This is a genomic window from Streptomyces sp. NPDC028305 (genome assembly GCF_055569495.1).
In genome coordinates, this window is the sequence record NZ_JBVHTN010000005.1 from 165,735 (window position 1) to 187,189 (window position 21,455).

Below are 21,455 nucleotides of genomic sequence, written 5' to 3' on the forward strand. Positions count from 1 at the left end.
GAGGCATGGGATTCCATGTGGACTCCGAGGCCGGGCGGCTGCGCCGCGTCATTCTGCACCGTCCAGACCTGGAGCTGAAGCGGCTCACGCCCTCCAACAAGGACGCGCTCCTCTTCGACGACGTCCTGTGGGTGCGGCGGGCCCGCCAGGAGCACGACGGCTTCGCGGACGTGCTGCGCGACCGCGGCGTCGAGGTGCATCTGTTCGGGGATCTGCTGGCCGAGTCCATGGCCGTCCCGGCGGCGCGGGCGCTGGTGCTGGACCGCGTCTTCGACGAGAAGGAGTACGGTCCGCTGGCCACCGACCATCTGCGGGCGGCCTTCGACGAGCTGGGCGGCGCCGAGTTGGCGGAGGCGCTGATCGGCGGCATGACCAAGCGGGAGTATCTGGAGCGGCATCCGGAGCCGACCTCCATCCGCTTCCACACCATGGAGCCGGACGACTTCCTGGTGAATCCGCTCCCCAACCACCTCTTCACGCGGGACGCCTCCGCCTGGGTGTACGACGGGGTGTCCATCAACGCGATGCGCTGGCCCGCCCGCTGGCACGAGACGGTCCACTACGAGGCCGTCTACCGCCACCACCCGCTGTTCGCGGACGACGGTTTCCATGTCTGGTCGGAGGGCCAGGCGGCCTATCCGTCGACGATCGAGGGCGGCGACGTCCTGGTGATCGGCAACGGCGCGGTGCTGATCGGGATGAGCGAGCGGACCACGCCGCAGGCGGTGGAGATGCTCGCGCGCGGGCTGTTCGCGGCGGGCTCCGCACGGACGATCGTGGCGCTCGACATGCCCAAGGCGCGGGCGTTCATGCATCTGGACACCGTGATGACCATGGTCGACGGGGACACCTTCACTCAGTACGCGGGCCTGGGGATGCTCCGCTCGTACACCATCGAGCCGGGCGTCGCCGACCAGGAGCTCAAGGTCACCGACCATCCGCCGGAGCATATGCACCGGGCGATAGCGGCCGCGCTCGGGCTAGACGCCATCCGGGTGCTCACGGCCACGCAGGATGTGCACGCGGCGGAGCGGGAGCAGTGGGACGACGGCTGTAATGTGCTCGCCGTCGAGCCGGGGGTGGTCCTCGCGTACGAGCGGAACGCGACCACCAACACGTATCTGCGCAAGCGCGGGATCGAGGTCATCACGATCCCGGGCAGCGAGCTGGGCCGGGGGCGGGGCGGCCCGCGCTGTATGAGCTGCCCGGTCGAGCGCGACCCCGTGTGACGCCCGCGGCGTCACGCGGCGGAGCCGTATATCGGGGCAGATCGGCCGGAAACCTCTCGCAGTGCCCGGGATCACAGCCCGAATGGGCTTCCGTATATATGCAGTGGCTCGTATAGACTTCCACGGTCTTCCCGATCGCACCCTAGGAGCCCGACATGGCGACAGATCTCACCGGCCGCCACTTCCTCAAGGAGCTGGACTTCACCGCCGAGGAGTTCCGCCAGCTCGTCGCCCTGTCCGCCGAGCTGAAGGCGGCCAAGCGCGCGGGCGCCGAGGTCCAGCACCTCAAGGGCCGGAACATCGCGCTGATCTTCGAGAAGACCTCCACCCGCACCCGCTGCGCCTTCGAGGTCGCCGCCGCCGACCAGGGCGCCTCCACCACCTACCTGGACCCGGCCGGCTCGCAGATCGGCCACAAGGAGTCGGTGAAGGACACCGCGCGCGTGCTGGGCCGGATGTTCGACGCGATCGAGTACCGCGGCAGCGGGCAGGACGTGGTCGAGGAGCTCGCCGCGTACGCCGGGGTGCCCGTCTACAACGGCCTCACCGACGACTGGCACCCCACCCAGATGCTCGCCGACGTGCTCACCGTCACCGAGCACACCGACAAGCCGCTGGACGAGGTGTGCTTCGCCTACCTCGGCGACGCCCGCTACAACATGGGCAACTCCTACCTGATCACCGGCGCGCTGCTGGGGATGGACGTGCGGATCGTCGCGCCCCGGGGGCTGTGGCCCGACGAGGCGGTCGTGGAGCGGGCCCAGGCGCTCGCGAAGGACTCCGGCGCCCGCGTCACCCTCACCGAGGACGTCGCCGAGGGCGTGGCCGGTGCGGACTTCGTCGCCACCGACGTCTGGGTGTCGATGGGGGAGCCCAAGGAGGTCTGGGACGAGCGCATAGCGCTGCTCGGCCCGTACGCGGTCACCATGGACGTGCTGCGCGCCACCGGCAACGACGACGTGAAGTTCCTGCACTGCCTGCCGGCCTTCCATGACCTGGGCACCGCCGTGGGCCGCGAGATCCACGAGCGCCACGGGCTGACCTCGCTGGAGGTCACGGACGAGGTCTTCGAGTCCGCGCACTCCGTCGTCTTCGACGAGGCCGAGAACCGGATGCACACGATCAAGGCGGTGCTGGTCGCCACGCTCGGACGGCCTTGATGCTCGGACGGCCTTGACGCCCGGACGGCCTTGACGCCCGGACGGTCTCAGCGCTTGGACGGTCTCAGCGCACCGTGGCCGGCAGCCTGAACCAGATCGCCTTGCCCTCGCGGGTGGGGCGGTAGCCCGCCTCCGCGCTGAGGGTCCGGAGCAGCTGGAGGCCGCGGCCGCGCTCGGAGACCTCGCGCGGGTCGGCGCCGGTCGGGGCGACGGGGCCGGTTGGCCCGCCGGGCTCGCGGAGGCCGGCGGGCGGGTTCGGGTCCTGGTCGTGCACCTCGACCTGCCACGCCCCGTCCGGCGTCAGCTCCACCGCCAGCTCTATGGGCTCGTCGCCGTCCGTATGCTGCACCGCGTTGGCGACCAGCTCGGCCGTGAGCAGCTCCGCGGTGTGGCCGTCCACGGGCGCGCCGGTGTCCGCGAGGGTGTTGCGGACCAGCGCGCGGGCAAGCGGGACGGCTGCCGTGGTGTGCGGCAGGGCGAAGCGCCAGGAGGCGGTGGTGGAGGCGGGGTCGGGCACGGCTCGGTCCAGTCGGTGGCGAAACCTCACGGTCTCTCGGGTGCCTCCCAGCGGTAGCCGGAGGAAGTATGAAGCGGACGATAGCGCCGCAAGAGGCTGTAGACCACTCTTGATGTGACTTATGACTACTCGTTTGTCGGATGTCGGGGTTCCCGGGGGCTCTCCGGCCGTACTCCACGCCGCACTTATCGTGCACTCGTGACGACAGTCACACTTGGGTGATAACTTCGAAGGGCAGGCACCAGCCGCCCGGCTGAAGGAGGCCCTGGCCCATGAGTCCGTTCACCGGCTCCGCGACCGGGACCGGGGAGTGGCGGCATCTGCGCCTGGCCCTCGACGCCGGCGTCGCGACCGTCACCCTCGCCCGCCCCGAGAAGCTCAACGCGCTCACCTTCGGCGCCTACGCCGATCTGCGCGACCTGATCGCCGAGCTGGCCCGCGAGGGCTCCGTACGGGCCCTGGTGCTGGGCGGGGAGGGCCGCGGCTTCTGCTCCGGCGGCGACGTCGACGACATCATCGGCGCCACCCTTGCCATGGACACCCGCGAGCTGCTCGACTTCAACCGCATGACCGGGCAGGTCGTGCGCGCCCTGCGGGAGTGCCCCTTCCCCGTCGTCGCGGCCGTGCACGGGGCCGCGGCGGGGGCCGGCGCGGTGCTGGCCCTGGCCGCCGACTTCCGGGTCGCCGACCCCTCGGCCCGCTTCTCGTTCCTGTTCACCAAGGTCGGGCTGTCCGGCGGTGACATGGGCGCCGCGTATCTGCTGCCGCGCGTCGTGGGCCTCGGGCACGCCACCCGGCTGCTGATGCTGGGCGAGCCGGTGCGCGCCCCGGAGGCCGAGCGCATCGGCCTGATCAGCAAGCTCGTCGACGAGGGCCGGGCGGCGGCCGAGGCCGCGGCGCTGGCCCGCCGCCTCGCCGACGGGCCCGCGCTCGGCCTCGCCCAGACCAAGGCGCTGCTCACGGCGGAGCTCGACATGCCGCTGGGCGCGTCGATCGAGATGGACGCGGCCACGCAGGCGCTGCTGATGAACAGCGCCGACTACGCCGAGTTCCACGCCGCGTTCACGGCTCGGCGCCCGCCCCACTGGCAAGGGCGATGAGCCGGCCGACGCCGCCGCCCCGGCCGCCCCGGCGGGCTCAGAGGACCCAGCCGTCGCCGCCGTCGCCGCCGTCCGAGCGGATTCAGCGGGGCCGGCCGACGCCGCTGCCCCAACCGTCCCAGCGGACCCAACCGCCCCTGCCGGCCGAGGCCCCCGCCGGCCGGGCGCGCGTCCGGCCGACGCAGGCCCCGCCGGGCGGGCGGCTGTCGCCCGCCCGCCCCCTGCGGATCGCCGTCGTCGGCGGCGGCCCCGGCGGGCTGTACGCGGCCGCGCTGCTGCGCCGCCTCACCCCGGAGCCCGAGGTCACCGTCTGGGAGCGCAACGCCCCCGACGACACCTTCGGCTTCGGCGTCGTCCTCTCCGACGAGACCCTCGGCGGCATCGAGGACGCCGACCCCGCCGTCCACGCCGCCCTCCGGACGGAGTTCGTCCGCTGGGACGACATCGACGTCGTCCACCGCGGCCGGACGCTGACCTCGGGCGGCCACGGCTTCGCCGCCCTCGGCAGGCGCCGACTGCTGCGCATTCTGCACGAGCGCTGCCGGGCCCTGGGCGTCCGGCTCCGGTTCCGCACCCTGGCCCCGCCCGCGGCCGAGCTGGCGCGCTCGTACGACCTGGTGATCGCCGCGGACGGCGTGCACAGCGCGACCCGCCAGGCCCGCGCCGACGTCTTCAGGACCCGTCTGACCACCCACCGCTGCCGCTATATCTGGCTCGCGGCCGACTTCGCCTTCGACGCCTTCCGCTTCGAGGTGGCCGAGACCGAACACGGCGTGCTTCAGCTGCACGGCTACCCCTACCGGCCGGGCGCCAGCACCGTCATCGTCGAGGCCCGCGAGGAGGTCTGGCGTCGCGCGGGCCTGGACCGCCTGGACGAGCGGGAGTCCGCGGAGCGCTGCGCCGCTCTCTTCGCCGACGCCCTCGGGGGCCGTCCGCTGCGCGGCAACCGCTCCCAGTGGACGGCCTTCCGCACGGTCGTCAACGAGCGCTGGTGGCACGGGAACACGGTGCTGCTCGGCGACGCCGCCCACACCGCGCACTTCTCGATCGGCTCCGGCACCAAGCTCGCCATGGAGGACGCGGTGGCGCTCGCGGACCATCTCGCGAAGCACCTTGCGGACCACGTCCAAGAGCGCTTCTCGGTGGCGGAGGCGCTCGCCGCGTACGAGGCCGAGCGCCGCCCGGTCGTCGAGTCGACCCAGCGCGCGGCCCGCGCCAGCCTGGAGTGGTTCGAGAACCTGGCGCTGTACGTGGATCAGCCGCCCCGCCGGTTCGCCTTCAACCTCCTCACCCGCAGCCGCCGCGTCACCCATGGCAATCTGCGGCTGCGCGACGCGGCCTTCGTGACGGCGGTCGAGCGCGAGGCCTCCGTGCCCCCGGCCACCCCGCCGATGTTCACCCCCTTCCGGCTGCGCGGCCTGACCCTGCGCAACCGCGTGGTCGTCTCGCCCATGGACATGTACTCGGCCCGGGACGGCACGCCCGGCGACTTCCACCTCGTCCACCTGGGCGCGCGTGCGCTGGGCGGCGCGGGCCTGGTGATGACCGAGATGGTGTGCGTGAGCCCCGAGGGCCGCATCACCCCCGGCTGCGCGGGCCTGTACAGCGACGCGCACGAACCCGCCTGGCGCCGGGTCGTCGACTTCGCGCACTCCGCGTCCCCGGGCACGGCACTCGGTGTCCAGCTCGGCCACAGCGGCCGCAAGGGCTCCACCCGGCTGATGTGGGAGGGCATGGACGATCCCCTTCCGCGCGGCAACTGGCCGCTGTCCGCCGCCTCCCCGCTGCCCTACCGCCCCGGCGTCAGCCAGGTCCCGCACGCCCTGGACACCGCCGGGCTCGCCGCCGTCCGCGAGCAGTTCGCCGCCGCGGCGCGGCGCGCCGCCCGCGCCGGCTTCGACCTCCTCGAACTCCACTGCGCGCACGGCTATCTGCTCTCCGGCTTCCTCTCCCCGCTCACCAACCACCGCACCGACGCCTACGGCGGTGCCCTCCAGGCCCGGCTGCGCTATCCGCTCGAAGTCTTCGACGCCGTACGCGAGGTGTGGCCCGCCGACGCCCCCATGACGGTCCGCATCTCCGCGACCGACTGGGCCGAGGGCGGCACGACCGGGGACGACGCGGTCGCCGTCGCGGCCGCCTTCGCCGCCCATGGCGCGGACGCCGTGGACGTCTCCACCGGCCAGGTCGTCCCCGACGAGCGCCCCGACTTCGGCCGCTCCTACCAGACCCCGTACGCCGACCGGATCCGCAACGAACTCGGCGTCCCCGTCATCGCGGTCGGCGCCATCTCCTCCTGGGACGACGTGAACTCCCTGCTGCTGGCGGGCCGCGCCGACCTGTGCGCGCTCGGCCGCCCCCATCTCTACGACCCGCACTGGACCCTGCACGCCGCCGCAGAACAGGGCTACACCGGCCCCGGCGCGCCCTGGCCGCTCCCGTACCGCGCGGGCAGCCGCAGACCCCCGACGGGCCGCGCCGATGGACGATGATGACCGACATGACCATACGCAGAAGGGCCGAGCTGTTCGTCGCGGAGGAGCAGGACCGCCGCCTCGACGCCCGGACGACCGGTGACGAGCGGGGCATGCTGATCGACTTCCTGGCGGCCCAGCGGGCGACCCTGGAACTGAAGTGCGGGGGCGCGGAGGAGGCGTTGTCGCTGCGCTCGGTGGAGCCCTCGACGCTCTCGCTGCTCGGGCTGGTCCGGCATCTCGCCGACGTGGAGCGCCGCTGGTTCCGGCGGGTGCTGGCCGGGCAGGACGTGCCGCTGCTCTTCTCCACCGAGGCCGAGCCCGACCGGGACTTCGACGGCGCGGTGGCCGGTCCCGCGGCCGTCGCCGAGGCGTGGGAGGCCTGGCGCGCGGAGGTGGCCTTCGCCGAGCGCTTCGTCACCGAGGCGCCCCACCTGGACATCACGGCCGACGACGGATGGCGCGGGGCGGTCTCGCTGCGCTGGGTCCTGATCCACATGATCGAGGAGTACGCCCGCCACAACGGCCACGCCGACCTGCTGCGGGAGCGGATCGACGGCGCGATCGGCGTATGAACCCGTAAGGCCGGGCGCCCGGCGGATTCTGTCCCCACCCCGCCGCAGGCGTCAAGATCCGCCGGACAGGGCCCAGGCGTCAGGCCCGCGTGGTCGACAGCACCTCCCGCACGTACCCGGCGCCCGCGTCGTACAGCCGGTCGTGCAGCGCCGCGAACACCTCCGCCGCCCGGATGCCGGGCCAGTCCCGCGGCAGCAGCGCGGTCGGCAGCCCGGGGTCGGCGTAGGGGAGGAACCGCCAGGAGTCCAGGGCGAGGACGTAGTCGCGGTAGGCGTCCTCGGGGTCCAGTGTCCCGAGGTCCGGTGTCCCGGATTCCGGTGTCCCGGATTCCGGTGTCCCGGATTCCGGCGCGCCGCCGCCCGTCCAGCGCTCCAGCACCGGCTCCCGGGCGTCGAGGAAGGCGCGGTGCAGCGTCGCCAGCTCGTCCAGGTCCCACCAGCGGCGCACCGACCGCGCCGTCGGCTCGAAGCCCGCGTGGGCGCCGCGGAAGAGGTCGACGTACGAGGAGAGTTCGAGGCGGGCCAGGGTGTGCCGGGTCTCCTCGTAGAGGTGGTCGGGGGCGATCCACACCCCGGGCGCGGCGGTGCCGAAGCCCAGCCGGGCCAGCCGCGAGCGCAGCAGATGCCGCTTGTTGCGCTCCTGTTCCGGGACGGAGAAGACGGCGAGCAGCCAGCCCCCCGCGGCCTGTCCCGTGCCGTGACCCGCCCCCGGGCGGCCGTAGATGCGGCGGTCGCCGTCGTCGAGCAACTGGCGCGCGTCCTCGGAGAGGGCGTATCCGGCGGCTCCGGCGTCCGTGCGGTCGGGGACCAGCAGCCCGCGCCGCTTGAGGCGGGAGACGGCGGAGCGCACGGAGGGCGCGTCCACGCCCACCGCGCCCAGCAGCCGGATCAGCGCGGCGATGGGGACGGGGCCGGCCGGGCGGCCGGCGCCGCCGCGGCCGTAGGCGCCGTAGAAGGTGACGATCAGGGAGCGAGGGGTGTGCTGGCCGGTCACGCGCTTACTCTAGGGCGCCGCTCGTGCCCAGCTCACCGCGCTGCGCCTCCCCGTTCCGCAGCAGATAGCGCTGGAGCTTGCCGGTGGCGGTGCGGGGCAGGGCGTCCAGGAAGACGAACTCGCGCGGGCACTTGTACGGGGCCAGCTCCGCGGCGGTGAACTCCCGCAGCGCGGCCACGGCTTCGTCCGTGCGCGAGGCGCCCGGCCGCAGCACCACATGCGCCACCACGACCGTGCCCCGCCGCTCGTCCGGCCGCCCGGTCACCGCGGCCTCCACCACATCCGGGTGGCGCAGCAGCGTTTCCTCGACCTCCGGGCCCGCGATGTTGTACCCGGCCGAGATGATCATGTCGTCGGCGCGTGCCACATACCGGAAGTAGCCGTCCGGGTCGCGGATGAAGGTGTCCCCGGTGAGGTTCCAGCCGTCCCGGACGTACTCGCGCTGCCGCTCGTCCGCCAGATAGCGGCAGCCCGTGGGCCCGCGCACCGCCAGCAGCCCGGGGCGGCCGTCCGGGACCGGCCGCGGCCAGGCGGCCATGTCCGTGTCCGAGAACTCCACCACCCGCGCCTCGTAGCCGGGCACCGGGACCCCGGTCGTGCCCGGCCGGATCGCGTCGTCGGCGGCGGAGATGAAGATGTGCAGCAACTCGGTCGCCCCGATGCCGTTGATGATCCGCAGCCCGGTGGCCCGGTGCCACGCGTGCCAGATGCCCGCGGGCAGGTGTTCGCCGGCCGATACGCAGCGGCGCAGCGAGGAGATGTCGTACGCGCCGCCGTCCGGCGCCGCGCCGTCCAGCCGCGCCAGCATCGCCCGGTACGCGGTCGGCGCGGTGAACAGCACGGAGACGCGGTGGCGCGCGATGTCGGCCAGCAGCCGTTCGGGGCCGCCCCAGTCGCCCAGCAGCGCGGAGGCGCCCGCGCGCAGCGGGAAGACGACCAACCCGCCGAGGCCGAAGGTGAAGCCCAGGGGCGGGCTGCCCGCGAACACGTCCTCGGGGCGCGGCCGGAGCACCTGCGCGGAGAAGGTGTCGGCGATGGCCAGCACATCGCGGTGGAAGTGCATACACCCCTTGGGCCGCCCGGTCGTCCCCGAGGTGAAGGCGATCAGCGCCACGTCGTCGGCTGAGGTCGCGACGGCCTCGTACGACGCGGGCGCGGTGGCCGCGAGCCGCAGCAGGTCGCCGGGCCCGTCGCCGCCGTAGTACGTCGTCCGCAGCCCCGGCACCCCGGCCCGCACCAGGTCGTCCACGCAGCGGATGTCGCACAGGGCGTGCCGTATCCGGGCCAGTTCGCAGATCGTCGCCAACTCCCGGGCCCGGTGGGCGGCCAGCACGGTCACGGCGACCGCCCCCGCCTTCATCACCGCCAGCCAGCAGGCGGCCAGCCATGGCGAGGTGGCGCCGCGCAGCAGCACCCGGTTGCCGGGCACCACGCCGAGCGGGCCGGTGAGCGTGTGCGCGATCCGGTCGACGTGGGCGCGCAGTTCGCCGTACGTCCATGTCTCGCCCGTGGCGGCGCGCACCGCGACCCGGTCCGCGCCGTACCGCTCGACGGTGCGGTCCAGCAGCTCGGCGCCGCAGTTGAGGCGGTCGGGGCGGGGCGGCCCGGGCAGGTCGAGGAGGAAGTCGGGCCACTGCCCGGCGGGCGGCAGATGGTCCCGGGCGAAGGTGTCGGTGTGCGCCGAAGGCCTGAGCTCCATCGAGGACGCGCCCCCTATGCCTGCACATGCCGTGCCTGAAGTCGCCCTGTCAGCGTAACGTGATGGTGACGACAGTCAACAGATCGCGATAAACGCCCGATCGGAGAGTGGCCGGTGCCGTCGTTCGCACTCGATCCGAAGCAGCGGCGCTGGTGCGCCGAAGTGCGGTCCCTCGCCCGCGACCTGCTGCGCCCGCTCGCCGACAGCGGCCCGCCCGGCCGGGTCAACCGGCCGCTGACCGAGGCCCTCGGCGAACTCGGCCTGCTGCGGCGGCTGTTCCCCGACGACGGGCCGGTGCGCGCCCTCGACCTGTGCCTGCTGCGCGAATCGCTCGCCCGCGAGTGCACGGAGGCCGAGACCGCGCTCGCCCTCCAAGGCCTCGGCGGCTACCCGATCGTGCTGTCCGGCAGCCCCGAGCAGTACGCGCGCTGGCTGCCCGAGGTCCGGGCGGGCCGCGCGGTCGCCGCCTTCGCGCTCAGCGAGCCCCAGGCCGGCTCCGACGCCGCCGCGCTCGCCCTGCGGGCCGACCCGGACGGGGCCGGCGGCTGGCGGCTGGAGGGCGAAAAGCGCTGGATCTCCAACGCCCCCGAGGCCGACTTCACCGTCGTCTTCGCCCGCACCACCCAGGGCGCGGGCTCGCGCGGGATCACCGCCTTCCTCATCCCCGCCGACCGGCCCGGACTCACCGGCGAGCGGCTTGAGATGCTCAGCCCGCACCCCATCGGCAGCCTCGCCTTCGACGGCGTCCCGGTCACCCGCGAGGACGTCCTGGGCACGCCCGACAAGGGGTTCGGCGTCGCCATGCGCACCCTCAACCTGCTGCGGCCGAGCGTCGGCGCGTTCGCCGTCGGCATGGCCCAGGCCGCGCTCGACGCCTCCGTGGCCCACGCCGGGGAGCGCACCGCCTTCGGCGGGCCGCTGAAGGACCTCCAGGCCGTTTCCCACCAGTTGGCCGAGATGGCCACCCGGACCGAGGCCGCCCGCCTCCTGGTCTACGCGGCCGCCACCGCGTACGACGAGGGCGCGTCCGGTGTCGCGGGGAGCTCGGCGATGGCCAAGCTCCTGGCCACCGAGACCGCCCAGTACGTCGTGGACGCCGCCGTGCAGATCCACGGCGCGCGGGCGCTGCGCCGCGGCCATCTCCTGGAGCACCTCTACCGCGAGGTCCGCGCGCCCCGGATCTACGAGGGGGCGACCGAGGTCCAGCGCACCATCATCGCGAAGGAGCTGTACCGGTGACCGAGCTGCCCGAGCTGCCCGAGCTGCCCGAGCCCCCCGAGCCGTCGGAGCGCTCCGGCGCCGCCTCCCGCCCGTCCCTGTCGCGTGTCAACCCGCCCGAGCTCTCCCCGCCCACCGGCTTCAGCCACGCCGTCACGGCCACCGGCGGCCGCCTGGTCTTCCTGGCAGGCCAGACCGCGCTCGACGGCACGGGCGCGGTCGTCGGCGCCACCCTCCCCGCCCAGTTCCGCCGCGCGCTCGTCAATCTGCTCACCGCCCTGGCCGCCGTCGGCGGCGCCCCCGCGGACCTGGCCCGGCTCACCGTGCACACCACCGACGTCGCGGCCTACCGTGCCGCGGCGCCCGAACTCGGGCGGATCTGGCGGGAGCTGGCGGGGCGCGACTACCCCGCGATGGCGGTCATCGGCGTCGTACGGCTGTGGGACGAGGCGGCGCTGGTCGAGCTGGACGGCATCGCGGTGCTCCCGTAGGGGCGTGGGCGCTGTTCTTTCGTGCGTGCCCCAGCCCTACCTGGTTCGGTAGGCCCGGAGAAAGGTCCGCACTCCCTCGACGACGAGTGGCCGGACGCGGGCGTCCTCCGCGGCATTCGCGGAGCCGAGCCTGTCCAGCGCGACGCCGAAGGTCAGCGCGATGAACTGGTCGGCCGCGAGCCGGGGGTCGGGGACGTGGAGCAGCCCGGCCGCGGCGAAGGCGGCGAACCGCTCGGCGAGTGCCTCTTCGGGGGTGTCGGCCAGGGAGTTGTAGCCCCGGTGCGGCAGGTGGCCGGATTCCGCCCGGACCAGTCGTCGCAGCGTTGCGTACTCCGCCGAGTCGAGCATGTCGGTCGCGATGCGCATCGAGAACGTGACCAGGGCGTCCTCGAGGTCGGTGGCCTCGGTGGCCTCGGTGAGGGTGTCGTCGAGGGTGTGCCGGATCGTGCTGATCAGTGACTCGCCGATGGCGTCGACGACTGCTTGCAGCAGCGTCTGCTTGTCGCCGAAGTAGTCGTAGACCGTCCGCTTGGACACCTCGGCCCGGGCGGCGACCGCGTCGACGCTGGACCGGTCGAAGCCGTCGGCGAGGAACAGTTCCCGGGCTGCCGAGAGGATCGCGGCCCGCTTCCGCGTGGACCCCTCGCGCAGTGTCTTCGTGGTCGGCATGGGCACATCCTAACTCTCCTACACTGCACGGTGTAGTGTAATCTCGAGTCGAGTGAACGGCCGCTGTGCCCGCGCCGGGCCCGGCACGGCGGCAGCGCTCCGCGTACGGCCGACCCCTTCCTCGCCCGGCAATGACGGAAAGGACGTCCATGACCGCAACTCTGGCTCCCCCGGTTCGCATCGGGAAGGCCGCTGTCGCAGCCCTCGGCATGCTGGCAGTCGCCACCGGTGCCCTGGAGTCGGTGGTGACGCCGACGCTCCCGCTCCTGCAACGCGAACTGGATATGAGTCCCGCCGAAGGGGCGTTGCTCAGCATCGTGCTCCTCATCACCGGCGCGCTCGTCACACCGGTCGCAGGCAAGTTAGGCGACCGCTACGGCGGGAAACGGGTCCTGATCCGGCTGATGGCGGTGGTCTGTGCCGGTGGTCTGGTGTCCGCCCTGGCGTCGAACCTGCCGGTGCTGCTGCTCGGTCAGGTCCTGCAAGGGGCGATGGTGGGCGCGCTGCCCCTGTCGTTCATCCTGGTGCGCAAACACCTCCCCGCGGGAGAGTCGAAGGTGGCCATCGGGACGGTCAGCGGGTTGTTCGTGGGCGGCGGGATGGCGGGAACGCTGTCGGCCGGGCCCGTGGCGGAAGGGCTGTCCCGACACTGGATGTTCGCGCTGCCGACGTTCGCGGTCATCGGGGCCACCCTGCTGGTGAACAGGCTGATGCCGGATGATCCGCCGGGCCGGCCGGACGACGGCGGGATCGACTGGCCCGGCCTGGTTCTCCTGAGCGGGACGCTGGTCACGCTCATGCTCGTACTCGCGCTGGCGCCCGACATCGGCTCACAGCCACTCGTGCTCGGCGCCCTCATCGTGGTGCTGGCCGCCTTCGTGACCGGATGGACAGCCGTTGAGCGCCGTGCGGCCTCGCCGATGGTCGATCTGCGCATGCTGGCACGGCCCGCGGTGTGGAAGTCGTGTGTGCTGACGTTCGTGATCTGCGCCGGTACCTCGATGGCGGTCTATCTCGTCCCACAGCTGTTCGCGGTGGACGCCGACGAGTACGGGTTCGGGGCCAGCGCCACCAAGATCGGCTTCTTCCTGCTGCCCGGCGCCGTGGCCGCGTCGCTGGCCGGGCCGATCAGTGGCATCGGGGCGCGGCGTTTCGGCTCGCGTGCCGTGGTCACCACCGGGATCGTCATCATGGTCACCGCCCTGACCGCCCTGGCGGCCGTGCACAGCGAGGTCTGGCACCTCATCATCGGCAAGGCGATGATCGCGCTCGCCAACGGCCTGTGCGTCACGGCGATGGTGACCAGCACCGCCACCTCCGTCGACCAAGGTGACACCGGCATCGCCACCAGCCTGGTCCTGGTGACTCGCGTGCTCGGCTACGCCGTGGGTGCGCAGGTCAGCGGAGCGATGCTCACCGCCGCGACCCCTTCCGGCTCGGATGTCCCGGCCGAATCGGCCTTCGTCACCGGCTTCGTCATAGCCGGCGCCGTCACGGCGCTGTCCCTCCTCGTCACCCGGACCATGAGCAAAGGAGTCAAGGAATGACCCGCACCGAACCGCTGAGAGATATCCGCACCACGCCGAGGCGCAAGGTTCTGATATCCGGGGCCAGCATCGCGGGGCCCGCCCTCGCGTTCTGGCTGAACCGCTACGGGTTCGCCGTCACGGTAGTCGAGAAGGCGGGCACCATTCGTGACGGTGGCTATCCCATCGACGTGCGGGGCACCGCACTCGAGGTCGTCCGGAGGATGGGAATCCTGCCGCGACTGCGGGACGCGCACATCGACCTGGGCCGGCTGACCTTCCTCGACGAGGACGGCGGCAAGGTGGCCTCGGTCAATCCGCACACCCTCACCGGCGGTGTCGCGGGACAGGACCTGGAGGTGCGGCGCGGGGATCTGGCCGGCGCCCTCTACACGGCGGTCCGTGACGACGTGGAGTTCCTGTTCAACGACTCCATCGACACCCTCGACCAGTCCGGCCACGGGGTCGACGTCACCTTCCGCGGGGGTGGCAGGCGTACGTTCGACATGGTGTTCGGCGCGGACGGACTGCACTCACGCACCCGCGAGTTCCTGTTCGGCCCCGAAGAGCAGTTCCACCGGTACCTCGGCTACTGCTTCGCCGGGTTCACCATGCGCAACACCTTCGGGCTCTCCCACGAGGTCATGATGTGGAACGCCCCGGGCACGGCCGCGGCACTCTACGCCGTGGGGGACAACGACGAGGTGCACGCCTTCCTGCCCTTCGCCCACCCGGAACCGCCGTACGACGCGTTCCGGAACCCGGAGGCCCAACGGGACTTGGTCGCCGCGGTCTTCGCCGACGCGAAATGGGAGGTCCCCGGCATGCTTTCCGCCATGCGCGACGCGGATGACCTGTTCTTCGACGCGGTCAGCCAGATCCGCATGCCCCGCTGGTCCAGCGGCAGGGTCGCACTGGTGGGCGACGCCGCGTACGCGCCCTCGTTCCTCACCGGACAGGGCTCCAGCCTCGCGCTCGTCGGCGCGTACATGCTCGCCGTTTCCCTGGCCGACCGGGACCACGCCGCGGGCTTCGCCGCCTACGAACACAACACCCGTGAGTTTGTGACCCTGAATCAGGACCTGGTCGGCGACGGCGACGCCACACTCTTCCCGACCACCGCCCGGGCCCTGAAGCAGCGCAACGACATGCTGCGCAATCTCACCGCCATGCCCCCCGCGGAGGGACGACCGGCCCATTCGGCCCTCACCCTGCCCGAATTCATGCCCATGACGGGAGGAGTCGGCGGTCGGGAAGCCGGTGGCGCAGCTTGGCCCACATCCGGCCTTCGGACCACTCGGTGAAGCGCCGGAAGGCGGTGACGCCCGAGGGGCCGCCCCGCCGGCCGGCGTTCCGGCCGGCGGGGAGGGGCGCGGGCGCGCTCCCCGGTCGGCCGGTCAGATGTCGCGGAAGGTCTCGATCTGCGCGCCGATCGAGTTCAGCCGCTCCGCAAGGTCCTCGTAACCGCGGTTGATCACATACACATTGCGCAGCACCGACGTCCCCGGGGCCGCCATCATCGCCAGCAGCACCACGACCGCGGGCCGCAGCGCCGGCGGGCACATCATCTCGGCCGCCCGCCACCGGGTCGGGCCCTCGACCAGCACCCGGTGCGGGTCGAGGAGCTTGACGTGGGCGCCGAGCCGGTTCAACTCGGTCAGGTAGATGGCCCGGTTGTCGTAGACCCAGTCGTGGATCAGCGTGGAGCCCTGCGCGGACGCGGCGATGGCCGCGAAGAAGGGCACGTTGTCGATGTTGATCCCCGGGAACGGCATCGGGTGGATCTTGTCGATGGGGGCCTGGAGCTTGGAGGGCCGCACGGTCAGGTCCAGCAGCCTGGTGCGGCCGTTGTCCGCCCGGTACTCGGCGCTGCGCTCGTGGTCCAGGCCCATCTCCTCCAGCACGGCCAGCTCGATCTCCAGGAACTCCACCGGCACCCGCCGGATCGTCAGCTCCGACTCCGTCACCACCGCGGCGGCCAGCAGGCTCATCGCCTCCACCGGGTCCTCGGACGGGGCGAAGTCCACGTCACGGTTGATCTCGGCGAGGCCGTGCACGGTGAGCGTGGTGGTGCCCACCCCCTCGACCTTGACCCCCAACTCCTCCAGGAAGAAGCACAGATCCTGGACCATGTAGTTGGGGGAGGCGTTGCGGATCACGGTGACTCCGTCGTGCCGCGCCGCGGCCAGCAGCGCGTTCTCGGTGACGGTGTCGCCGCGCTCGGTCAGCACGATCGCGCGGGTGGGGGCCACCGCGCGGTCCACCCGGGCGTGGTACATCCCGTCCGTGGCGGTCACTTCGAGGCCGAAGTGGCGCAGCGCGGTCATATGCGGCTGCACGGTGCGGGTGCCGAGGTCGCAGCCGCCCGCGTACGGAATCCTGAACTGCCCCATGCGGTGCAGCAGCGGGCCCAGGAACATGATGACGCTGCGGGTCCGGCGGGCCGCCTCGGTGTCCATGGCGGCCAGGTCCAGCTCGGCGGGCGGCACGATCTCCAGATCCGCCCCGTCGTTGATCCAGCGGGTGCGGACGCCGATGCTGCCCAGCACCTCCAGGATCCGGTAGACCTCCTCGATCCGGGCGACCCTTCTCAGGGTCGTACGGCCCGAGTTGAGCAGCGTCGCGCACAGCAGGGCGACGCAGGCGTTCTTGCTCGTCTTGACGTCGATGGCGCCCGAGAGACGACGGCCGCCGACGACCCGCAGATGCATCGGACCCGCGTATCCGAGCGAGACGATCTCACTGTCGAGCGCCTCGCCAATCCTGGCGATCATCTCAAGACTGATGTTCTGGTTGCCTCGTTCAATACGGTTGACCGCGCTCTGGCTGGTCCCGAGCGCCTCCGCGAGCTGCGTCTGGGTCCAGCCACGATGCTGTCGCGCGTCGCGGATGAGCTTGCCGATGCGAGAGAGGTAGTCGTCAGTCATACGGCAGAGGCTATCTCAGATATGAGATGCACGCGCGACGGGAGCGGCGTTCGGGTGAGCGTGTCGGAAGCGGGCCACTCCCGGGAATATTGTTCTACTAGCATGCGAACAACTAATATGCAGGCAGTCGACGAATCGGAGGCAGCCGTGAATGACTCCCAGCGCCGCACCCTGGTGATCGGCCTCCCCTCCGCCCTCGCCTGCGCCGCCGTCCTCACGACCTACGCGGCCCTGCGCGACCGGCTCCCGGATCCGCTCGCCACCCACTTCCCGGCGAGCGGCAAGGCCGACGGCTTCGCCGGCGCGGGCTCGTTCCTCGCGGTGGCCATCACCCTCCTCGCGGTCCAGTGCGCGGTCTTCGCCGTCCTCGCCCATCGCCCGAGCCGGGGCCTCGGCTCGCTGCGCCTGATGGCCGCGTTCGCATACGGGGTGTCGGGGCTGCTGGGCTACGCGTTCCCCGCCACGCTCTTCGTCAATGCCGACGTCCCCGACGCCGCCGACGTCCGCTTCCCGATGTGGCAGCTGGCCGTGGCCCTGGCCTGCGCACTGACCGCCGGAGGGGTGGGCTGGCTGCTGGCCGGGGCGGACGCCGCGCCCGCGCCCGGCCCCGCAGGTGTGCCGCACCGCCTGCCGCTCGGCAACGGCGAGGCCGCCAGCTGGACGCGCACCGTCACCTCACGCGTGCTGCTCGCCGCGGGGCTGGGGCTCGCGGGCGTGGGCGCGGTGCTGGCGTTCACCGTGAACCCCAGGAGCGGGCTGCCGATGGCCGTCGTGGGGGCGATCGCCGTGCTGCTGTCCGGCTGCCGGGTCACCGTCGACCGGCGCGGCCTGACCGTGTCCCCGCCCGTCGTCCGGCTGCCCCGCCTGCGGGTGCCGCTCGGCCGCATAGAGGAGGCCACCAGCCGCCGGGTGGACGCGGTCGGCGACTTCGGCGGCTGGGGCTACCGGATCAGGCCAGGAAGGCGCGGCGTGGTGCTGCGCTCCGGGGACGCGCTGTGCCTGCGGCTGAGCACCGGCAAGGAGTTCGTGGTGACGGTGGACGACGCCCGCACCGCCGCGGCGCTGCTCAACACCCTCGTCGACCGCGCCCTCGCCGAGCGCGGCGGGGACCGTCCGGCGGCGGCGAGCTGACATGCTGTTCACGGTCGACCCCGGCTCCCCGGTCCCGCTCGGCGACCAGATCGCCGCCTCCGTACGCCGCGCCATCGCCGACGGCACGGTCCATCCCGGCGAGCGTCTCCCCGCCGCCCGTGCCCTCGCCGACTCCCTCGGCGTCAATGTGCACACCGTCCTCCGCGGCTACCAGCGCCTGCGCGAAGAGGGCCTGATCGAACTGCGCCGCGGCCGCGGCGCCGTGGTCACCGGAGCCGCCACCTCCGCCGGCCGCGCCCGCCTCGTCGAGGGCGTCCACGGCCTGGTCGGCCAGGCCCGCGCGATCGGGCTCTCCGACGACGAACTGCTGGCCCTGGTGCGGAACGGCCTCGCGGGCGGCGGCTGAGGGCGGGCGATCACTCGTACCGGTGACCGCCCGACCCCGACCCCGTCCCCGCCACGATGCCCGTCACCAGCTCCGCGAAGTCCGCCGCCGGGTCGTGCAGGGCCGCCGCGTGGAGCAGCTCCACGCGGTGCACCAGGCGCGGGGAGACCAGCGGGACCGCGACGAGGCCGGGGGCGCCCTCGGCGGCGGAGTGCGGCAGCAGGGCCAGGCCGTGGCCCGCGGCGGCCAGGGCGAGGAGCGCCCGTACGTCGGTGCCCTCGTACCGCAGCGCCGCGCGGAAGCCGTCGGTGCCGCTCGCGGCGCGCAGCCGGCGCAGCGGGACGGCGGCCTCGGGCGCGTCCAGCCAGCGCGCGTCGGCGAGGTCGGTCAGCCGCAGGCCGAGGCGGCGGGCCAGCGGATGGCCGAGGGGCAGCGGCACGACGAGCGAGCCCTCGGCGACGGCCAGTGCGGACAGCGGGCCGCCGGCAGGCAGCGGCAGCGGGTCGCCGGGCGCCGCAAGACCGTCGGTCAGCCCGAGGTCGAACTGCCCGGCGGCCACCGCCGCGGGGATCTCGCCGCGGCCCAGGACCCGTACGGCCGTCCGCACGCCCGGGTGGGCCCGGCGCGCCTCGGCCAGGGCCGCCGCGACCCGGACCGTCATGGCCAGGGGCGAGGCGCAGAGCGTCAGCCGGGCGGCGGTGGCGCCGGCGAGGCGCTCGACGTCCGCACGGGCCGCGTCCAGCCCGCGCAGCAGCGGGCCCGCGTGCTCCAGCAGCCGAGCGCCCGCCGCGGTCGGCGCCACCGGACGCCGGGTCAGCAGGGGGGTCCGCAGATCGGCTTCGAGCGTGGCGATGTGCTGCGACACGGCCGACGGAGTGAACCCCAGGTCGCGGGCGGCCTCCGAGAAGGACGCGCGGCGGGCCACGGACACGAAGGTGCGGAGCAGGTGCGGATCCATCGCCTCAGTATTCCGGCTCGCGCGGCACCCGATGGCCCGGTCGCCGGGTGGCTGACGCTCAGGGAGCGTCCTTGGCGCGAGCGTTCGAATCCGGGGTGTACGGCGGCCGGCCCACCAGCCGCGCGTACCAGGTGGAGGAGGCCACCAGACGGCCGATCACGAGTCCCGCCACCACGATCAGGAACGCCGCGATGAGCCAGGACAGCAGCGTGAAGACGGGGCCGAGCGGGCCGAAGTCGGCGAGACTGCGGTCCATGGCCCGCGGCATGACCAGACGGGAGGCATAGCCCAGCGCGACGGCGCCGGCGCCCGCGAGCACCGCGCCGGGCAGCAGCGGCAGCCACCCGACCCGGCCGCCCAGCAGCAGGTGCTGGGTCCACCACCACAGCAGGACGGACGACAGCAGGGACAGCACGAGTCCCGAGACGATCCCGGCGCCGAAGCCCCTGCGCAGCGGCGCCTGGACGAACAGCACCGCCAGCCAGACCAGCAGCCACAGCAGCCAGCGCCACGCCGTCACGCGCATCCGCGCCCTGGGCAGGCTCCAGCACCGCTCGCAGACCGTCTGGAGGGCCCGGCTGAAGGCGGTGGCCGCGATCAGCGCCACCACGAGGCCCGCGGCGCCCGAGGGCTTTCTGGTCGTGCCGGACGCGGCGAGGGTCCGGCGCAGCTCCGCCAGCGCCTTGCCGTGTACACCGACGACCGAGCGCACGGAGTCCGCCAGCAGGTTCTTCCATCCCGCCGGGGCGAAGGCCGCCACCGCCATCAGCAGCGGCAGGGCCGTCAGAAACGCCTGGGCGGCCAGCCGGGTGGCGGCCTCCAGGGTGTTGACGGCGAGCAGCCGCTCCATCAGCCGGGCGATCGCCGGTGCCGGGGCGCGCGCCGAGGCCAGGACACTCCGCGCTCTGCCGAACCGGGGTGGCCGGTGTTCGTCTCCGCCGGAACCGGAACTCACCGCCTGCCTCCTGCGTACCAGGCTGCCACCTCGGACGGCCGCGGGAACTCACCGCCGCCACCGCCACCGATAAGGGGCGCGCCACCGATAACGGATGCCGGTGACGCCCGTCCGCAGCCGCCGCGAGGACGCCCAGCAGCGCCAGGACCAAGACGACGATGCCCAGGACGAGCGCCACCGACGCCGGGGTGGGGTGGTTCCACAGGACGAGGGCGAGCGCGCCGCCGGAAATGACGACGCCCGTGGTCCAGCCCCGGTGGGCGTCCAGCCAGCGGCCGGCGCCGCCGGTACGCAGCCCCAAGCGGGCCAGGGACCGGCCGGTGGCGCCGGTGGCGAGCGCGGCCCCCGAGCGCACGGCGCGGGCGCCGCGCCCGGGGCCGTACAGATAGCCCGACACCACGGTGATCACCGCGACGACCAGGATGGTGCGCGTGCTCTCGCGCAGGAACCGCACGAACGTGTCGTAGATGACGGTGGCGGCGTCCGCGGGCAGCGTGGTGGGCGGCACGGAGTCCAGATAGACGCGGCGCAGGACGGCCAGGCCGACGAGCAGCACCAGCATCATCACCGCCACGCCGACGCCCACGCTCATCAGCGCCACCCGGTGCGCGGGGGCCGTCCACACGGCGAGGGCGGCGAGCACGATCGCCGTCACCGGCAGCCAGACGCCCAGGACGTCCAGCAGCCGCATGGCGCTCTGCGCCTTGTCGAGCTTCTGGGTCTTCAGCAGCGGGATCGTCCGCTCGACGGTGGGGATGTGGGCGGCCTTCTGGTAGCCCGCGGCGACCAGCCGGTGTTTGACGTTGTCGATGAGGGTGCCGAGGTCCAGGACGATGGTGTTCCCCCTGGCCTGGACGGCGCTGCTCCCCTCTCCGGTGAGCACCTTCACCACGGCGGCGTGCGCCCGGCGGTTGGCGGCGGTCCACACCTGGGCGAACTGCCGGCTGCGCACCACCTTGGCCACCACGTCGTGCACAGCCGTGGTCAGGGCGGTCCTCAGCGGCTCGGTCAGCAGCTTGGCGCTGTCGGCCACCCGGGGCGGGGCGCCGACCCGGTCCAGGGCTTTGGAGAGCGCGGCGGTGACGCCCGCCACATCGACGTTGGAGACCACGCGCTTGGTGAGCCGGTCGGTCACCGCGTTCTGTACGGCGGGGTCGGAGGCCAGCGGAGCCACGGTCTGGACGTACCGGTCGGTGTCGGTCACCTCCTCGTGCGTCCAGGTGGCGACCACGGCGAGCGGGGCGAGCAGCACGGCCAGCACCAGCAGCACCGACGCGCCGGCGTACCGGAGTCGGCGGTGGCGTACGGCGTGTGCCTTGCGCAGTCGCTCGTACTCCCGGCGCTCGGCGGCGCTCAGCGGAGGCTCGGCGGGGGAGCCGCCGGATGATGCGCCGGCAGATCCTTCGGGAGGTTCGGCCGGAGGGGTGCTCGAGGAGTCCATGCGGTCCTCCTTCGCATGACCCTCATGGTGCGCGGAGGCGCGGAA

Annotated in this window: 18 protein-coding genes and 1 pseudogene; 12 read left to right on the top strand and 7 right to left on the bottom strand. The window is 73.2% G+C overall.

All coding sequences use genetic code 11. The annotated features are described in order from the left end of the window. Positions 1-5: 5 nt before the first annotated feature. Complete coding sequence (locus tag ACZ4WQ_RS21715) at positions 6-1,229, top strand: arginine deiminase (RefSeq protein ID WP_311723718.1); 1,224 nt, start codon at positions 6-8, stop codon at positions 1,227-1,229. A 155-nt stretch (positions 1,230-1,384) separates the two neighbouring features. Next, positions 1,385-2,389, top strand: a complete 1,005-nt coding sequence (argF, locus tag ACZ4WQ_RS21720) for an ornithine carbamoyltransferase (protein WP_311723716.1) — start codon at positions 1,385-1,387, stop codon at positions 2,387-2,389. A 64-nt stretch (positions 2,390-2,453) separates the two neighbouring features. On the opposite strand, the gene ACZ4WQ_RS21725 is transcribed toward argF, so the two are convergent. Further along, entirely contained in the window at positions 2,454-2,906 is a 453-nt protein-coding gene (locus ACZ4WQ_RS21725; RefSeq protein ID WP_311723715.1) for an ATP-binding protein, read from the bottom strand. A 272-nt stretch (positions 2,907-3,178) separates the two neighbouring features. Here ACZ4WQ_RS21725 and ACZ4WQ_RS21730 point away from each other — a divergent pair, with 272 nt between their 5' ends. From ACZ4WQ_RS21730 to ACZ4WQ_RS21740, 3 genes are read left to right on the top strand one after another with little or no spacing between them, the layout of a single operon-like run. Beyond that, positions 3,179-4,006 carry an enoyl-CoA hydratase family protein gene (locus ACZ4WQ_RS21730; protein ID WP_311723714.1) on the top strand — a complete coding sequence of 276 codons (828 nt, stop codon included), beginning with the start codon at positions 3,179-3,181 and terminating at the stop codon, positions 4,004-4,006. Then, positions 4,003-6,498 carry a bifunctional salicylyl-CoA 5-hydroxylase/oxidoreductase gene (locus tag ACZ4WQ_RS21735; protein ID WP_398373702.1) on the top strand — a complete coding sequence of 832 codons (2,496 nt, stop codon included), beginning with the start codon at positions 4,003-4,005 and terminating at the stop codon, positions 6,496-6,498. Before ACZ4WQ_RS21730 ends, ACZ4WQ_RS21735 begins: the two co-directional genes overlap by 4 nt. Before the next feature lie 8 nt (positions 6,499-6,506). Then, positions 6,507-7,055, top strand: coding sequence for a DinB family protein (locus ACZ4WQ_RS21740; protein WP_398373703.1), 549 nt, complete (start codon positions 6,507-6,509; stop codon positions 7,053-7,055). Between the two features lie 79 nt (positions 7,056-7,134). On the opposite strand, the gene ACZ4WQ_RS21745 is transcribed toward ACZ4WQ_RS21740, so the two are convergent. Continuing rightward, a complete protein-coding gene (locus tag ACZ4WQ_RS21745; RefSeq protein WP_398373704.1) occupies positions 7,135-8,049 on the bottom strand; it encodes a PaaX family transcriptional regulator in 915 nt (304 codons plus the stop codon). 4 nt (positions 8,050-8,053) lie between these two features. After that, positions 8,054-9,748: an AMP-binding protein gene (locus ACZ4WQ_RS21750; RefSeq protein WP_398373705.1), complete on the bottom strand. Its 1,695-nt coding sequence runs from the start codon at positions 9,746-9,748 to the stop codon at positions 8,054-8,056. A 114-nt stretch (positions 9,749-9,862) separates the two neighbouring features. Between ACZ4WQ_RS21750 and ACZ4WQ_RS21755 the strand changes: the two genes are divergently transcribed. Together ACZ4WQ_RS21755 and ACZ4WQ_RS21760 are read left to right on the top strand one after the other, a co-directional pair. Further along, the gene (locus ACZ4WQ_RS21755; RefSeq protein WP_311723710.1) at positions 9,863-10,987 is read left to right on the top strand and encodes an acyl-CoA dehydrogenase family protein; all 1,125 of its coding nucleotides are present in this window, start codon (positions 9,863-9,865) and stop codon (positions 10,985-10,987) included. Positions 10,988-11,064: 77 nt separating this feature from the next. After that, on the top strand, positions 11,065-11,457 hold the full coding sequence (locus tag ACZ4WQ_RS21760; protein ID WP_358847333.1) for a RidA family protein: 393 nt from the start codon (positions 11,065-11,067) through the stop codon (positions 11,455-11,457). Positions 11,458-11,493: 36 nt separating this feature from the next. Here the strand turns inward: ACZ4WQ_RS21760 and ACZ4WQ_RS21765 are convergent, their stop codons facing one another. Beyond that, positions 11,494-12,126, bottom strand: coding sequence for a TetR/AcrR family transcriptional regulator (locus ACZ4WQ_RS21765; RefSeq protein ID WP_398373706.1), 633 nt, complete (start codon positions 12,124-12,126; stop codon positions 11,494-11,496). A 149-nt stretch (positions 12,127-12,275) separates the two neighbouring features. On the opposite strand from ACZ4WQ_RS21765, the gene ACZ4WQ_RS21770 reads away from it, so the two are divergent. Both ACZ4WQ_RS21770 and ACZ4WQ_RS21775 read left to right on the top strand, forming a co-directional pair. After that, positions 12,276-13,673: an MFS transporter gene (locus ACZ4WQ_RS21770; RefSeq protein ID WP_398373707.1), complete on the top strand. Its 1,398-nt coding sequence runs from the start codon at positions 12,276-12,278 to the stop codon at positions 13,671-13,673. Then, positions 13,670-14,875: pseudogene (locus tag ACZ4WQ_RS21775) on the top strand (FAD-dependent monooxygenase); the annotation flags it as partial. The gene ACZ4WQ_RS21770 and the pseudogene ACZ4WQ_RS21775, both read left to right, overlap by 4 nt. A 174-nt stretch (positions 14,876-15,049) precedes the next feature. On the opposite strand, the gene ACZ4WQ_RS21780 reads toward ACZ4WQ_RS21775, so the two are convergent. After that, positions 15,050-16,579 (bottom strand): helix-turn-helix domain-containing protein, encoded by a 1,530-nt coding sequence (locus tag ACZ4WQ_RS21780; RefSeq protein WP_311723707.1) that lies wholly within the window; start codon positions 16,577-16,579, stop codon positions 15,050-15,052. Between the two features lie 147 nt (positions 16,580-16,726). On the opposite strand from ACZ4WQ_RS21780, the gene ACZ4WQ_RS21785 reads away from it, so the two are divergent. Both ACZ4WQ_RS21785 and ACZ4WQ_RS21790 read left to right on the top strand, forming a co-directional pair. Then, on the top strand, positions 16,727-17,710 hold the full coding sequence (locus tag ACZ4WQ_RS21785; protein WP_468022341.1) for an SdpI family protein: 984 nt from the start codon (positions 16,727-16,729) through the stop codon (positions 17,708-17,710). A 1-nt stretch (position 17,711) separates the two neighbouring features. After that, positions 17,712-18,077 carry a GntR family transcriptional regulator gene (locus tag ACZ4WQ_RS21790; protein ID WP_398373709.1) on the top strand — a complete coding sequence of 122 codons (366 nt, stop codon included), beginning with the start codon at positions 17,712-17,714 and terminating at the stop codon, positions 18,075-18,077. Between the two features lie 10 nt (positions 18,078-18,087). Here ACZ4WQ_RS21790 and ACZ4WQ_RS21795 read toward each other — a convergent pair whose 3' ends face one another. Beyond that, positions 18,088-19,014, bottom strand: coding sequence for a LysR family transcriptional regulator (locus tag ACZ4WQ_RS21795; protein ID WP_398373710.1), 927 nt, complete (start codon positions 19,012-19,014; stop codon positions 18,088-18,090). 58 nt (positions 19,015-19,072) lie between these two features. Further along, complete coding sequence (locus ACZ4WQ_RS21800; protein ID WP_385346153.1) at positions 19,073-19,969, bottom strand: ribonuclease BN; 897 nt, start codon at positions 19,967-19,969, stop codon at positions 19,073-19,075. 833 nt (positions 19,970-20,802) lie between these two features. Between ACZ4WQ_RS21800 and ACZ4WQ_RS21805 the strand changes: the two genes are divergently transcribed. Further along, entirely contained in the window at positions 20,803-21,429 is a 627-nt protein-coding gene (locus ACZ4WQ_RS21805; RefSeq protein WP_468022342.1) for a hypothetical protein, read from the top strand. Positions 21,430-21,455 lie beyond the last annotated feature (26 nt).